The sequence below is a fragment of the Allomesorhizobium camelthorni genome, from assembly GCF_011045125.1.
Taxonomy (GTDB): domain Bacteria; phylum Pseudomonadota; class Alphaproteobacteria; order Rhizobiales; family Rhizobiaceae; genus Allomesorhizobium; species Allomesorhizobium camelthorni.
In genome coordinates, this window is sequence record NZ_JAAKZF010000065.1 from 14,216 (window position 1) to 28,730 (window position 14,515).

At 63.9% G+C, this 14,515-nt stretch carries 15 protein-coding genes and 1 pseudogene; 8 read left to right on the forward strand and 8 right to left on the reverse strand.

What is annotated here, in order from left to right; genetic code table 11:
• Positions 1-33: 33 nt before the first annotated feature.
• The 3 genes from G6N73_RS27350 to G6N73_RS27360 are packed head-to-tail and all read right to left on the reverse strand — an operon-like array spanning position 34 to position 3,036.
• Positions 34-1,074 carry a sugar ABC transporter substrate-binding protein gene (locus tag G6N73_RS27350; RefSeq protein WP_165033122.1) on the reverse strand — a complete coding sequence of 347 codons (1,041 nt, stop codon included), beginning with the start codon at positions 1,072-1,074 and terminating at the stop codon, positions 34-36.
• Between the two features lie 28 nt (positions 1,075-1,102).
• A complete protein-coding gene (locus G6N73_RS27355) occupies positions 1,103-1,879 on the reverse strand; it encodes an ATP-binding cassette domain-containing protein (RefSeq protein ID WP_165033123.1) in 777 nt (258 codons plus the stop codon).
• Positions 1,876-3,036, reverse strand: a complete 1,161-nt coding sequence (locus tag G6N73_RS27360; RefSeq protein WP_165033124.1) for an ROK family protein — start codon at positions 3,034-3,036, stop codon at positions 1,876-1,878. Before G6N73_RS27360 ends, G6N73_RS27355 begins: the two co-directional genes overlap by 4 nt.
• A gap of 63 nt (positions 3,037-3,099) precedes the next feature.
• On the opposite strand from G6N73_RS27360, the gene G6N73_RS27365 reads away from it, so the two are divergent.
• From G6N73_RS27365 to G6N73_RS38750, 5 genes and pseudogenes are all read left to right on the forward strand, one after another.
• On the forward strand, positions 3,100-3,363 hold the full coding sequence (locus G6N73_RS27365) for a hypothetical protein (RefSeq protein WP_165033125.1): 264 nt from the start codon (positions 3,100-3,102) through the stop codon (positions 3,361-3,363).
• On the forward strand, positions 3,363-3,704 hold the full coding sequence (locus G6N73_RS27370) for a hypothetical protein (protein WP_165033126.1): 342 nt from the start codon (positions 3,363-3,365) through the stop codon (positions 3,702-3,704). The genes G6N73_RS27365 and G6N73_RS27370 overlap by 1 nt, the downstream gene beginning before the upstream one ends.
• Positions 3,705-3,749: 45 nt before the next feature.
• Positions 3,750-4,856 (forward strand): alanine racemase, encoded by a 1,107-nt coding sequence (locus tag G6N73_RS27375; RefSeq protein WP_165033127.1) that lies wholly within the window; start codon positions 3,750-3,752, stop codon positions 4,854-4,856.
• A 140-nt stretch (positions 4,857-4,996) separates the two neighbouring features.
• Positions 4,997-5,365, forward strand: a complete 369-nt coding sequence (locus tag G6N73_RS27380) for a RidA family protein (protein ID WP_165033128.1) — start codon at positions 4,997-4,999, stop codon at positions 5,363-5,365.
• 148 nt (positions 5,366-5,513) lie between these two features.
• A pseudogene (locus G6N73_RS38750) lies at positions 5,514-5,588 on the forward strand (amino acid ABC transporter ATP-binding protein); the annotation flags it as partial.
• A gap of 354 nt (positions 5,589-5,942) precedes the next feature.
• Here G6N73_RS38750 and G6N73_RS27390 read toward each other — a convergent pair.
• The 5 genes from G6N73_RS27390 to G6N73_RS27410 form a co-directional block, all read right to left on the reverse strand.
• Complete coding sequence (locus G6N73_RS27390; RefSeq protein ID WP_165033130.1) at positions 5,943-6,488, reverse strand: GNAT family N-acetyltransferase; 546 nt, start codon at positions 6,486-6,488, stop codon at positions 5,943-5,945.
• A 565-nt stretch (positions 6,489-7,053) separates the two neighbouring features.
• Complete coding sequence (locus G6N73_RS27395; RefSeq protein WP_246252609.1) at positions 7,054-8,775, reverse strand: tetratricopeptide repeat protein; 1,722 nt, start codon at positions 8,773-8,775, stop codon at positions 7,054-7,056.
• 83 nt (positions 8,776-8,858) lie between these two features.
• Positions 8,859-9,485 carry a GNAT family N-acetyltransferase gene (locus tag G6N73_RS27400; RefSeq protein WP_246252610.1) on the reverse strand — a complete coding sequence of 209 codons (627 nt, stop codon included), beginning with the start codon at positions 9,483-9,485 and terminating at the stop codon, positions 8,859-8,861.
• Positions 9,486-9,509: 24 nt separating this feature from the next.
• Positions 9,510-10,451: a homocysteine S-methyltransferase family protein gene (locus G6N73_RS27405; protein WP_165033131.1), complete on the reverse strand. Its 942-nt coding sequence runs from the start codon at positions 10,449-10,451 to the stop codon at positions 9,510-9,512.
• A 47-nt stretch (positions 10,452-10,498) separates the two neighbouring features.
• Positions 10,499-11,581, reverse strand: coding sequence for a class I SAM-dependent methyltransferase (locus G6N73_RS27410; protein WP_165033132.1), 1,083 nt, complete (start codon positions 11,579-11,581; stop codon positions 10,499-10,501).
• Positions 11,582-11,754: 173 nt separating this feature from the next.
• Between G6N73_RS27410 and G6N73_RS27415 the strand changes: the two genes are divergently transcribed.
• The 3 genes from G6N73_RS27415 to G6N73_RS27425 all read left to right on the forward strand — a co-directional run.
• Positions 11,755-12,861: a GlxA family transcriptional regulator gene (locus tag G6N73_RS27415; protein ID WP_343044755.1), complete on the forward strand. Its 1,107-nt coding sequence runs from the start codon at positions 11,755-11,757 to the stop codon at positions 12,859-12,861.
• Positions 12,862-13,305: 444 nt separating this feature from the next.
• Positions 13,306-13,665 (forward strand): hypothetical protein, encoded by a 360-nt coding sequence (locus tag G6N73_RS27420; protein ID WP_165033134.1) that lies wholly within the window; start codon positions 13,306-13,308, stop codon positions 13,663-13,665.
• Positions 13,666-13,811: 146 nt separating this feature from the next.
• Positions 13,812-14,515, forward strand: a 704-nt coding sequence (locus G6N73_RS27425) for a serine hydrolase domain-containing protein (protein ID WP_165033135.1), incomplete at its 3' end; no start/stop codon positions are given.

Below are 14,515 nucleotides of genomic sequence, written 5' to 3' on the forward strand. Positions count from 1 at the left end.
TGAAAGGTTCAGCCCGCGGGCGACCGAGGTTGATTACTCGACCGGCTTCACGGTATCCGAGGGCGGTTTCAGATTGCCCCAGAAGGCCGGGTTATCGACGTTGCTCTTGTCTATTGCAGCGCCCGGGATCTTGATGTTCGGTCCCCATGCTTCCTGGGTCACGGTCGACTTCAGTCCGAGCACGTCGTATTCGCCCGGCTTGATCTCCTGCTTGCCGACGATCTTGTCCATGAACATCGCGACGGCTGCAGCCTGAGCGTAGAGCGGTTGCTCGACCTCGACGTTAAGCCAGCCCTTGCGGATCAGATCGAGACCGACCGGCGCGCCATTCGAACTCATCATCAGCACGTCGCCTGGCTTCTTGCCCGCAGCCTCGAGCGACGCCACGGCGGCCACCGAAAGATGCGCCGCGTGGTTGAAGATCAAGTCGATGTCGGGATTGGCGAGCAGCTGGTCGGCGACGATGGTGCCGGCGTTGCTCGCTTCCCACTGCATGGCCGGATGCGAGATGATCGTGACTTCGGAAAACGCCTTCATCTTCTCCTCGAAACCCTTTTGAATATCGAGGGTGTAGGGATCTCCGGGGTCGCCGAGCACCTGGAGGATCTTGCCTTTCACCGAGCCATTTTTGGCTGTCAGCAGCTTTTGCGCCTGTTCGGCCGCAACGTAGCCGATCTCGACCGTACCGGCCACCGACGTGAAGTCCGAAGGCGTCGAGGTGATCTGACGGTCGAATTCGACGACGGGAATGCCGGCGGCACGGGCCGCTTCGATGGATGGTTTCAGCGCGTTGAAATCGACGGCCGCCAGGATGACCGCTGCAGGCTTCAGCGTGATGACGTCGTTCATCTGGCTCTGCTGCGCGTCCGTCTTGTTGTCGGCATTGAGCGTCTTCATCTCGTAGCCGACCTGCTTCAGGAACATTTCGAGCGCACTGACCGAACCGGTCTGGAACTCGTCGAGCAGTGTCGGCACTAGGTAGTACACAGTTCCCTTCGACTGCGCGAAGGCCGGCGTCAGCATGGCAAGCGCCAATACCAGAATGCCGAAGGCGGACAGAACTATTCGTTTCATGTTCTTGCTCCTCTTGTGCCGGACCCCTTCATTGTGCCCGTCCGCCTGCCGGTCCGGTCCCGGCAAGAGTTTCCCCGGTGATCATTTTGACCACCGCGTCGGGACTTGTGTTCGACCGTGGCAGATCCCCCGCCACGACGCCTTGGCGGATCACCACGATCCGGTCGGCAACCTGGAAGGCCTGCTGCATGATGTGCGTGATGATGATGACGCCGATCCCTTGCGAAGCGACCTGGCGGATCATGTCGAGGCCGCGCCTCGTCTGCTCCACGCCCAGCGCGGCGAACGGTTCGTCGAGCAGCACCAGCTTGCCGCCCCAGTGCACGAAGCGGTTCAGTTCGATCGCCTGGCGCTGGCCGCCTGACAGATGTTCGACATTGGCGCGAAGCGACGGGATGCGCGTCCCGGCATTGGCCAGCGCCTTCGCCACCTCGGCCTCCATGGTGCGTTCGTCGAGGATGGGAATGCCGAGGAACTTGCGGGTGATTTCCCGCCCCATGAAGAAATTTGCGACCACATCGACATTCGTGCAGAGCGACAGGTCCTGGTACACCGTCTCGATGCCGGCTGCCTTGGCTGCCGCGGGAGACTTGGCCTGAAACTCCTCGCCCTCGAAAAGCATTCGGCCCGATGTCGGCTCGAGACCGCCGGAGATGATCTTCACCAGCGTCGACTTGCCTGCGCCGTTGTCGCCGAGCAGCGCGACGACCTCGCCCCTCCCGATGGAAAAACTGATGCCCTTCAGCGCTTCGATTGCGCCGTAGTTCTTGCGGATGTCTTCCAACACGAGCAGCGGCGCCGTCATGCGGCGATCCCCCTGCCGTCGAGAATGTCGCGCTCGCGTTCGCCCGTGAACATCTGGCCGAAACGCGGCGACAGGACGCTCGACACGGCAAGTGCCGCCGCCCCGCGCAACACCGAGTGCTCACCGCCGCGCGCGACGACGACGCGCGGCGTTGCACGATCCCGTCGTGCGGCAATCGAGTTCGGCAGGTCCGCTGCCAGCTCTGCCATGCGATCAAGCAGACCGGCCGATGCCAGGCCGCCAAGCACCACCGTCTCCGGATCGAACAGGTTCTCGATTGTCGTGATCGCATTGCGGAAGATCGGCGCCACCGTCTTGAGCCAATCTGCCTCGCTCGTCTTTGCACGGCGATAGGCATCAAGCGAAACATAGCGCTCGAGGCAGCCGCGATTGCCGCACGGACAAGGCTCGCCTCCAGGCACGACGGGGATGTGGCCGATTTCGCCGGCGTTGCCCCACGCACCCCGCATCACCTGGCCTTCATGCACCAGGGCGCCGCCAAGCCCGACACCCAGGTAGAGGTAGTAGTATTCCGAAAAATGTTTTCCAAGGCCGTAGAGTTGCTCACCGAGTGCTGCGGCGGCCATGTCCGTTTCCAGAAATGCCGGCAGGCCCGTCAGTTCGGCCAGGCGCTCCCTGATGGCAACGTTTTCCCAGCCGGTCATCGTCGTTGGGCCGACGAAACTCATGGAATCGACGCCGAACGGACCGGGCAACGCCATGCCAATGCCAAGCATGCGGCCCTTGGGCTTGCGCCTGATGAGCTTGGGCGCCATTGCGCCAACTATCTCGAAAGCATCTGCGGGCGATGCGTTCGTAACCGACTGATGCAGGCTGGCGACGACGTCTCCGCTCAGGTCGATCAGCGCCGCATTGACTCCGATTGGCGTAATATGGACGCCAATCGCAAACCCTCCATCCGTGTTGATCCGGAGCATTGTGGGCGGCAGGCCTCGCCCCTTTGGATTCTCGCGAAAGGAGACAAGATACCTCTGCTCTTCCAGTTCCCGGACAATCGTCGAAACAGTCTGGACTGTCAGTCCCACACGCTTGGCAATTTCGCCGCGTGTCGTTGGACCGTGCAGGCGGACAGACTCGAGCACGATCCGTCGGTTGTACGGCCGGCCAAACTCCTGGTTGGTCCCTCTGAGTGCCACGGGCAACCCCCTCCGTAGGGTGACGTTACACCGACCGATTATTTAGTCAAACGGATTTCAGAAATGACATTTCAAGTGCCCGATCCGGCTTCAAATCATGCAGGGACCCTCGGCGTCGTCGACGGCAACAGGCTGCACTCGCCCGACACGACCTACTGGCCGATGTTCAACGGCGTGCGCGGCGGCGCGCTGCGCGACGAGTTCAACTATTTTGCTTCCTGCGCGCTGGACGGCAAGCCAACGCCCGGGGACGCGACCGCAGCGCTCGAAGCGACCCTCGCCGCCGAGGAATCCGCGCGCACCGGGAACGTGGTGAGGATCGGCTGATGCTGGAATACGAATTCGACCACGTCGGCATCACCACCACCGAGCCGCGGCCGCAGGAGGATTGGGTCGAGGCCAGCAAGATCTGGGTCACCAATCCGCGTAACCACCCCGAGCACATCGAGTTCCTGCGCTACCGCGAGGACAGCACGGTGCCGGCGGCGGTGCGCGACAATCCGCACGTCGCTTATCGCGTCAAGGCACTCGCGCCCTATCTCAAAGACTGCGAGATCCTGATCCCGCCCTTCATCGTCGGCGACTTCCTCGAAGTGGCATTCGTGCGCAAGCATGGCATGATCTTCGAATATATGCGCTGCCTGAAGGACGTCTGGTTCGGGAAATGACGGAGGAGCCAGCGGGCGCGTGTTGGTGATGGAGGAAGGCCGACCATGACAGGACTGCCCGAACCGCTGCGTTCCCGGCTGCACCCGCTCGACCGTACGCTCGACACACTGGAGACGCCCGCCGTGCTTATCGATGCCGATGTCGCCGATGCCAATCTCGTGCGCTGGCAGCAGCGTTGCGATCGCGCCGGCGTCGCTAACCGGCCCCACATCAAGACGCATCGCAGCGTCGCCTGGGCGCTGCGGCAGCTGGAACTTGGCGCCGAGGGCATCACCGTGCAGACGGTGGGCGAGGCCGAGATCATGGCCGACGCCGGGATCTCAGACATCTTCCTCACCACCAACGTGTTGGGCGAGGCCAAGCTCGCGCGTCTCGGCGCCGTCGCAAGCCGCTGCAGCCTCTCCGTCGTCGCCGACAGCGCCGAGATCGTCGACGCGGCCGCCGCCGCCGCGCGGGCGGCAGGGGCGACGATTACCGTGCTGGTCGAGTGCGACACTGGCGGTGGCCGTTGCGGGCTCGCCGACCCGGCCGCCATCGCGGCGCTGGCGCTGCGCATCGCCGGCTCGGAAGGGGCGAAGTTCGGCGGGCTGATGACCTATCCCGGCGCCGGCAAGCGGCTGCAGACCGAACAGGCGTTGCAGGCAGCCATCGCGGCATGCCGCGGAACCGGCCTCACCGTGCCTGCGGTGTCTTCCGGCGGCAGCCCGGACATGTGGAAGGACGACGGGCTCGAGCCGCTGACCGAGTACCGCGCCGGCACTTATATCTATAACGACCGCGCGCTGCTGTCGCGCGGTACGGCCACGCTCGATCAGTGCGCGATGACGGTGTTGGCCACCGTGGTCAGCCGGCCGACCGCGGGGCGCGCCATCATCGACGCCGGCTCCAAGGCGCTCACCTCCGACCTTCTCGGGCTCGATGGCTATGGGCTGGTGCTCGAACATCCCGACGCCGTGATCTACCAGTTGAACGAGGAGCACGGCCTGCTCGACGTTTCGCGCTGCTCGGCGCCTCCCTCGGTCGGCGACCGCGTCCACGTCCTGCCCAACCATACCTGCGTCGTCACCAACCTGTTCGATCGCCTCTTCATCGTCAGCGGCGGACGGCTCCAGGGCGCGCTGCCGGTGGAGGCGCGCGGCAGGTCGATCTGAGACGGGGTGTCAGGCCCGAACACATGTTCCGGAGGCTCCGGATTGCGGGTTTCGCAGGGTGCCAGCCTACGGCATCCCTATGGTCTCAATGGCGAGAACTGCGCAGCCCTCCGCAGCAACACCACAACGGGGAGTGATCCATGACCAAGCAGCATTTCGGCACTTCGCATGTCCCGCTCTCCCCGGCGGTGAGGGCGGGCGACTTTGTCTTCATCTCCGGGCAGGTGCCGGTCGACAAGGAAGGCAAGATCGTCGATGGCGGGGTCGGCGCGCAGACGACGAAGGTGCTGGAGAACATCGCTGCCGCCCCGGCGCTGGCCGGCTGCGTGCTCTCGGACGTAGTCAAGACCACGGTCTGGCTGAAGCGGGCCGAGGACTTCGCCGAATTCAACGCGGCCTATGTGCCCTTCTTCCAGAAGAACCCACCGGCTCGATCCACCGCGGAATCGCGGCTGATGATCGACATCCTGGTTGAGATCGAGGCCATCGCCTACAAGCCACTCAGGTAGTGGTTGTCGCAACGCTCGCTGCGGCTCCACTGCCGTGGATTGTGTTTGCTCGTATGCGGGGCTGGCACATCGCGTAAAGACGCCGAGGCTTGTCAGCCGCTCTTGCGAAGTGAAGCCGGCCACGTCGGATCTCTGGAGACCTTGTCGGCTCCAGCCGAATCTGAAGAAGATCGACGAGGGACGCCGCGAAGTCGGTACGGTGTTCCAGCATTTCAACCTGTTCCTGCGTTCGCATTTGGAAAAGATTCCGGCTCGCGAAGGTCAGTTCCGGGTCGGTCACAAGTGCGGGTTGAGCCGGATGTCGGCTTTCGGGGAAGGAATCCTGTTTAGGAACGTCTGTTTGGGTCAATCCTTCCGGTTTCTCGAACAGGAAGGTTGCGCCATATCCGGTCATTCAGCGGGCTTCTCCATTGCCGACCTTCGCTCAACCGCAGGATTCGACCCGAAACGGTCCCTCAGACCTGATTTCACCTCTGATAGCGGATCGGGTGGATGCTCCCGCTCACGGCATCTAGGTGCCAAAGTGTGGAAGCTGTCAAAGCGACCACGAGCAAAGGGTGGACAAGTGAGGCATTGCTCAAGCCGCCTGCTCTCGCAGTTTCGGGATCCGCTTCGCCATCCTTACGCAGGCGAACTGGGTTTGGTTTGATAAACACACCGCCGTGGCTTCTTCGGTTCGATATCCGAGGTGCTCGTAGAGGGCAACGCCAGAGAGCGTGGCCGTGAGATGGAGGGTCTGGATCTCATGCTCGGCCGCGTCCCGCTCTATTCGCAGCATGATCGCCGATGCGATGCCGCGGCGCGCGGCGGCAGGATCCACAAACACGCTCCGGACGGTCGGTCCGTCGGCGGTTTGTCCGCCAACCCCCAGCCCATTGGCGTAGCCCGGCCTGTAGCGGGACCATCCGCCGCTGCCGAGGATCGCGCCGCGATCGTTTTCAACCACGAAGAAATGGCCCTCATCCACAATGGCGTCGTCCATGGTGCCGAATTCGGTCAGGAAGCTTGCTAACGCTCCCGCTTCGTAGAAGTCGCCGCCGAGAACCCACATCGAGCGCGCCTGCATGGCACGGATTGCAGGGATATCAGTCTGACGAGCATTGCGGATGATGTACCCGCGCATGATTGTATTTTTCGACATGATCGATTCCTAAACAGGCTCTTGGCCTCGGTTTGTGCGTCGCGCGGTATCGCTTTGGCTCAAGATGCGGATTTCGGCGAGATGCTCGCTGACAGGTTCGCGCTGCAGGCGGCTTCGTCCGTCAATGCAGCTAGAGACGCACGTCGACGATAGGGACGCCGGCGAAGCGTATGGTCCCGGCATATGCAACAGCAGAATGGATAAGCGCCGTCGTGGCACCAAGGGCCGCCAGATGCGTCTCGCTGCCCATGACCCCTGTCGCCAGCCGCTTTGGGCTTTCGCACGGCGGGTGCACCGACGCTTGGCTGTCGGTTCCCGCCGCGCGACCATGAATGCCATCCCGGACCTGGACAGGCCGATGTCCTTCAACTGATGGCCGGAGAGCGCATCGGGCGTGCACCGCGTCGGTGCCCGGGGGCTCCGGCGAAATCCCTTCATCGGAATTCTCCTTGGTTGAGCTTGAGCTGGACCGGTCACCGCGGGGCGCAATCGCGAAGACGAAGGGCCCTCGCGATGGCGCCGCGCGCGGCATGCGCTGCTCCGGCCGCTACAGATGATCAAGAACGAGCAATGTTTCGTTGCCGAGCCAGGCCTTCTTAAAGGCTGCTTCCGCCTCGGACACATCCTCGCTACCGGCTGCAGCCTTGGCCTTGAGCAGGCCCCAGAGCGCCCAGCCGTTGCGCGGCACTTCCGCAAGCGCCATTTCGAACACCGCGACGGCTTCATCCGTGCGGCCCTGCTGCAGGAGCACAGCGCCGAGCGTCTGCCGGACAGGATAGTACCAGTAGGGCGGCTCCATGTAGGATATGCCCTCCTGCAGGCGGATCGCCTCCGCGAGTTGCTGTTCGGCGGCGACATAGTCGCGCCGCGACTGCGCGATGCGGGCTCGCGCCACGTGCATGGCGATGCGGTGCAGGTCCCTGGCAGGGAGGAACTGTTCCTCCAGCCCGCTCATGTCCGCCTGTTGGATCAGCCGGCCAATGGAGTCGGCTTCGGCGGACGCCGCTTCGAGATCTCCCTTGAAGGCCAAGGCAACGCTGCGGGCGTAATGCCAATAGCCTTTCACGAAGGGAAAGCGGTCGCCGGGGTCGGCCAGCGCAAGGATCGTGTCCGGGTCGCTGAACTGGGCGTGGGCGCTGAAGGGAGCCGTCTTGATCGCCTGCACCCAGGCCAGTTCCTGCGAGACTTCGTCGGAGGTGATTTCCGCCAGCTTTTCCGCCGCGCCAATCACATCCTCCTTCACGCCGGCCATCTGAGCCGAAATCATGAGGAAGTGGACGTTGTGCGGGTAATAGCCGAAACGGTAGAGTGGGCTCGCCGCGTCGCCGGCCTGCGCGAGGAAGGCCTCATCCGCCGCGATGGCGTCATGGTTGACGGCGATGGAGTCGCCGTGGCGGCCGATCCGCATATAGAGATGTGCCGGCATATGGGTGAGGTGCCCCGCCGCCGGTGCCGCGCCGCGCAGGCGGTCGGCGACGGCCTCAGCGCGGCCCGGATCGGCCGAGGCCTCGACGGCATGGATGTAGAGGTGCGCTGCCCCAAGATGGTCCGGATCCAGCCCGAGCGCACGCTCCAGCACCGCGACAATCTCACCGCCGCGGCCCTTGGGCGTCATCCCGTCGGCCTCCCAATAGTCCCAAGGCTGCAGGTTCATCAGCGCTTCGGCATAGAGCACCAGAACGTCCGCGTCCTCCGGATAGGCCTTGGCCACCGCTCCCAACGCCTCGGCCCAGGCCTGATCCATGGGCAGGCGGGGCGCCGTCCCATTCGCGCCAGAACGCCTGGAAAGAGCCTCGATCAGCGCCCTCTCCTTAAGGGCGACCTTCTCCTTGAGCGCCAGGGCGCGATCGATCGCCTCGCGCGCAGGCGCCACCGCCTCGTCGCGCATGGCATCGTTGATGTTGGGGCCGAGCACGAATGCCTCGCCCCAGAAGCACATGGCGCATTCCGGATCGAGCCGCTGTGCCTTCTGGAACGAGCGCCGCGCCTCGGCGTGGTTGAAGCCCCAGGCGAGCCGCAGGCCCTGGTCGAAATAGGCCTGGGCCTCTGCGCTTTTCGTCGTGACCGGCATCGCCATGGTGCCGAGCCCCTGATAGAGCGGCGGGCGTCCGGCCGCCGCCTCGTCGGCCTTTCCGGCGGCGTAGCTCACGCCCGGGTTGAACAATTCCGTCTTCGTCTGCTCGTGGGCCGCCGCGGTCACGGCGAGCATCGAGGTGGCCAGCATCAGCGAGCTGGCCAGGATATGGCGGGATTTCTTCGTGTTCATCATTTTCTCTTCCTTTCAGTCATGGTTCTCCCATCGCCGGTGCGGTTGCCGCGCCGGCGCGATGGGCTGTGGCTTGTCGGTTTTGGTTAAGGTCGGCGTACCTGATCGGTGCTTGAGCAGTGTCTGACCATCAGCACCGCGTCGCCGTCGCGGTAGTGAAGGCACGGGTGCGGGACGACGGGTCGCCGCCCGATCTCCTGGAAGCCGCGCTTGCGATAGAACTCGAACGCGGTTTCGTTGCGCTCGAAGCAGATGAGTGAGACGCGCGGCAGGCCTCGCGCACGAGCAAGGGCGTAGACACGGTCCATCAACTCGCCGCCGATTTCCTGGCCACGGTAGCGATCGTGGACGGCCAGGCCGGAAACGTAGAGCGAGCCTGGATCCTCCAGCTCCGCATAGGGCCGCAGGATCGGATCGGTCTCCTCAGTGCCGCTGGCGTCCGCCTCCATCGGGAAGGCGTGCACCATGCCGGCGATCCTGTGGCCGCGCACCGCGACGAGGCAATTCTCGAAGGAAAAGGAGGTGTTGGTGCGCGCATAGCGGGCCGCGCCGATCTCCTCCAGCGACAGGCCTGGCATATCCATCTTGCTCCAGATATAGGCCGCGAGCCCATACGAGGAGACGAGGAAGAGGCGGGCGATTTCGCCAGCTTCTTCCTGCAGTGCCGGGCGGATGCAATCGCGCGGCATGAGGGCGGTCAGTGGATAAGACATTCCATTGTCCTCCAGATTGCGATCTCAGGCCGCTTCCAGGCAAATGAGGCATATCTGCTCGATGTGGCGGTGATCGGTGCCGCAGCACCCGCCGAACACCGAAAGACCCGGCAGCATCCGACGCAGGCGCGTGTAGTCCCGTGCCAGCTCGACCGGATCGCCGGGGTCGAGCACGTCCGAATTGTCGAGCTCGGCGTGGCTCTTGCGCGAGGCGTTGGCGCGGATGCCGCGAAGGCGCGAGCGCCATGCTCCCTCGCCGAGCGCACCGGCGAAGTGATCGGGGTGGGCGCAGTTGACCATGTAGTAGACAGGCGCCGCACCGGTACCTTCGTCCACCTTCTCGATCGCTTCGCCAAGGGCCTCGCCGGAGGGCAGCCGTCCGTCCGTCTCGGTGGTGAACGCTATGGCGACGGGCATCCCGGCGGAGCGTGCTGCGCGCACCACGCCGATCGCCTCGCCGGTGTGGGTCATGGTGACCGCCGCAACCATGTCCGCGGCCGTGTCGGCGAAGGTGCGGATCTGGTGGCCGTGATACTCCTCTGCCTCGTCCGGGCTAAGCTGCGCTTTCGGCGCATAGCCGTCACCATGGGGGCCGACGTTTCCGGAGATCACGATCGGTGCGTCGGTGCGGGCTTCCCGGCGCAGTTCCTCCATCAGCGTGATGGCTTCGCGGTTGAAGGACTCAATCCTGCGAGCGTCGTGGCCCAGCTTCGCGCCCCAGTCGCGCGAACAGCGCCAGGTCGGGCTTTCGAGAATGAAGCCGACGCCGCGCTCCTCGGCGATCCTGAAGTAATCGCGATAGTAGCGCTTCAGCGCCTCCCGCCCGGCCGCATCATCGAGCAGGACGTATGATGCGAAGAGAGGAAGGTCGAGGCCCTGATGAAAGATCAGCGTGGTCTCGATGCCGCCATCGGTCAGGAATAAGCCGCCGCCTAGCTGCGGCAGAAGATGTCTGTAATCAGTCATTGGTAGGTCCTTTGATTGTTGTATGGTCCGGGCCACTCGGCGGAGGATCAGAGCCGCGCTTCCAGGACCAGGTTGAACGGCGTCTCGAAAGCACGGCGGAAGCGGGTGAAGCCGGCCTTGCGGAACACGTCCGCCAGCCGTGCCTCGCCGGCCTGCGCACCGAGCACCAGATGGCCGCCGTCGGAGATCGCGTGAGCGCAGCAGATGGTGGTGGAGGCCGCGTAGTACATCCGCGCCACAGGCGAGACGTTGTCCTCGACCTTGTCGTTGGCGAAGGGCTCGACCAGCATCACTGCGCCGTCCGGCGCGAGCGCCTTGGCGGCATGCGTTGCGGCGGCGACCGGGTCGCCCATGTCATGCAGGGCGTCGAAAAAGCAGATCAGGTCGTAGCCCTTGCCGGGATAATTGTCGGCCCGTGCCGCTGCAAAACTCGCCTGCTCGGTAACGCCCGCCTCGGCAGCGACCTTTCGAGCCTGCGCCAGCGATTCCTGGTGGTTGTCGAAGCCGCGGAACTGCGAGGCCGGGAAAGCCTTGGCCATCAGCACCGTCGAGTGGCCGTGGCCGCAGCCTATATCGGCCACCAGAGCGCCTGCCTTGAGCTTGTCGACGACCCCATCGAGCGCCGGCAGCCATTCAGGGACAAGGCTCGCCTTGTAGGCATTGCGGTAGAAAGCCGCGACGCCGCAGGCGAGCCGTCCGTCGTGGTCGCCCCAGGGAATGCCTTTGCCGGTGCGGAACGCCTCGACAGCCTTCTCCTCGTCGGCCCACATCGATGCGGGGACCGACCAGGCGTTGGGGAAGAAGACCGGGCTGTCCTCGTCGGCAAGCACCATCGCCTGCTCCGGCGTCAGCTCGTAAGTGTCGCTGACCGGATGGTAGGCGACGTAGCCGCCCGCGACCTGCGCGTTGAGCCACTCGCGCACATAGCGCTCGGCGCAGTCGGCGCGCGTGGCGATTGCACGTGCGCTGAGCGGCCCGGCCCCGGCCATTGCCTTGTAGAGGCCGAGCCGGTTGCCGATGCTGATCATGACGCCGCCGTAGCCGGCGGAAAGATCTCCAAACGCGCGCGCGACCAGCGCATCGAGCTTCGCGGAATCGATTGTGTCGTGGTGGGTATGCTGTATGTCCATGTCTCCTGTCCGAGCGCTCAGGGAACCTGAGGCTGGCCGCTGTGGTTCACTGTCTTTTCATGATGCGATCGTGCCCCTTGGCACATCGAGGGCGTAAATAGACGTGGCGCGGCGCGCGCGAGAGAGGCAGAATGGCCGGAACCGTGCGAGATGGGCCAAGCAGGAGGACAACGGTGCCGAAGCGTGTCAGCATCGTGGTCTTTCGGGAATGCGATCCCTCGATCATTTACGGCGTCTTCGATACGCTCTGGGCGGCGGGGAGGTTTTTCAAGATTCGACCCGGGAAGCCGTTCTTTGAGCCGAGTTCCGCCGCGGCCAGGAATGGGCCTCTCGCTGGCGAACCGCTCTTCGAGCCGCGCATCGTCGCGGCCGAGCACGGGCCGCTCGAGCTCATCACCGGCGTCAGCATCATTCCGCAGGACTCGATCGACGAAATCGAGCAGACGGATATCGTCTTCGTGCCAAACCCGGTGGTGTTGACGCCCGAGGACCTTCACGCCCTCGATCGCCGGATCATCGATTGGGTCGCGAAGATGCACGAAAAGGGCGCGCTAATTTGCTCCGCCTGTGGCGGTTCCCTGGTGCTGGCCGCGGCCGGGCTGCTCTCCGGGCGCGAGACGACGACGCATTGGAGCCATGTACCCGTGTTCCGCCAGGAATTCCCCGATGTCCTGCTGCATGAGGATCGCATCCTGGTCCAGAGCGGCGATGGCCACAACATCATCTCCTGCGGCGGCGCCTCGTCCTGGCAGGACCTCGCGCTCCTCCTCATCGCCCGTTATGGGAGCGGCGAGGAAGCGATCCGCATTTCCAGGTTCTTCCTCTACCAGTGGCACCGCGACGGACAGCTCCCCTATGCCTCGATGGCGGTTAATGTCGTCCACGGCGACGCCGTCGTCCTCAAATGCCAGACCTGGCTCGCGGAGAATTACGATCGCGCGGATGTCGTCACCGAGGTGGCGCGCGTATCGGGCTTGCCCAAGCGCACGTTCGACCGCCGGTTCAGGGCGGCCACCGGTTACTCTCCGCTCGCCTATGTCCAGGCGCTGCGCATCGAGGAGGCGAAGCAGATGCTCGAGACCGGCTCCGACCCCGTTGATGTGATCGGTCGCGAGGTCGGCTACGAGGACGCCTCCTCCTTCAGTCGCCTGTTCCGGCGCCAGACGGGCATCTCGCCGGGCGACTACCGCCGCCGCTTCAGGATTCCCGACTATGCTCGGTCGAGTTCACAGGACGCGCGGCCTGGAAGTCGAGTGTTGAAGAGATCAGAGGCGGGCTGACCCCCCAGGTTTTCCCGCGCATAAGCCGCGCTACCACGCGTATGTCCGCACATCGCGGACGATCTGACGCTCACGAGCAGGTTCGGACCAGGTCAGAAGAGCCAGTTGCGCTGAATGTCAGCTCTGGGGAAGCCGGAAAGCGTTAGGAGTGTCCGGATTGGGTCACGAGTTTCGGTTGTGGAACGGGAAGGTCGCGCCAGGAGCCGACTTTCCCCGCGCTTCTCCAGAGCGGTCAGTCGCCCATCGGCAGCAGTCGACCCTGTCGCGACATCTGAGGAACGGGAAAATCCCGCGTGCGCATTGTCGGCCGTAAGGTGGCTTCTGCAGTCGCCGCCAGCATCCTACGGTTTCGGCCGGAACAAAATACGCAGCGGCAGAATTCCGATATAAAGCGATTGAAATTAAAGGCGATCGCGCCTTCCCTCTAACTCTATGGAGGACAGAATGTTTCGCAAGTTTCTTGCGGTTGCCACCATTGCAACCTTCATCGCGGGCCCGACGATTGCCCTGTCACAGGCCCTGCTGTCAGATCAGCGAGACGCCATCGCGCACATGGCCAATGCGGCCATTGCAGATGAACTGTGCGAGATGCGAGTGAACCAGGAAGTTCTCAATACAGCTATGGTGCATGTAGGTTTGAACCTGGTGGATTTGGAGGTTGAACCATACAAATCCGCGTTCACGGATGCAGCACAGGAAGCGCAGGTTAGTCTCGAAGCATCTGGCAGTCAGGTAGTCTGTGACCGCCTTGATACGATGTATGGGGCAACCGGCCAAAGGATCCTTGGTCTTATCGCGAGATAGCCACCGAGGTGAGCGAAGGCCGCTGCGGCCGCGGTCTCTGTCTGATCTTTGGAACCTAAACATATCGGTAGAAAATAACCGCAACCATCTTTCATCTTGCCGCGTATGGTCCGATCATCTGCCGGTGCAAGTTTGAGGGACATGCAATGAAGAAGGTCGCTGCTCTCCTGGTACTTTCCCTCGTTACCATGCTGCCCGGCATGGCACCCGCGCAGTCCTACGTGCCGGAGCTTGGGCCATCGCCGCCGCAGGATGCTATGCAGCTGTATCCCGGCGGCGTCGAGAAGGCGGTGGCCGCCCTGCCGGACATCGTCAAGAAAGTCAAGGAAGCATCCAACGTTCCCGGCTTCGCCGTGGCGGTGGTGCATGGCGGCAAGATGATCTTTGACGAAGGCTATGGCCTTCGCGACAACCGGGACGACACCTCTAGGGTCACCAGCACCACCATCTTCCAGGTCGCCTCGGTGTCGAAGTCGATCTCGGCCACGGTGGCCGCCATCGCCATGACGAAGGACCACAGCTTCGACTGGGATACCCCGGTCGGCAAGGTCTGGGACGGCTTCCGCCTCAATCTCGACTATGTCTCGGGCAACGCCACCATCGGCGATTTCTTCGCCCATCGCTCGGGCCTGCCGATGGCGGCGGGCGACGAGCTCGAGGATCTCGGCTTCCAGCGCAAGCAGATCGTCGGGAGCCTGTGGATGGTGCCGCTCGATCCCTTCCGCATCTCCTATCACTACGCCAACTTCGGCACGACCATCGGCGCCGAGGCGGTGGCCCATGCCGAGAAACAGCCTTGGGAGCCGCTGGCCAAGAGCCTGCTGTTCGATCCGCTCGGCATGCGTTCGAG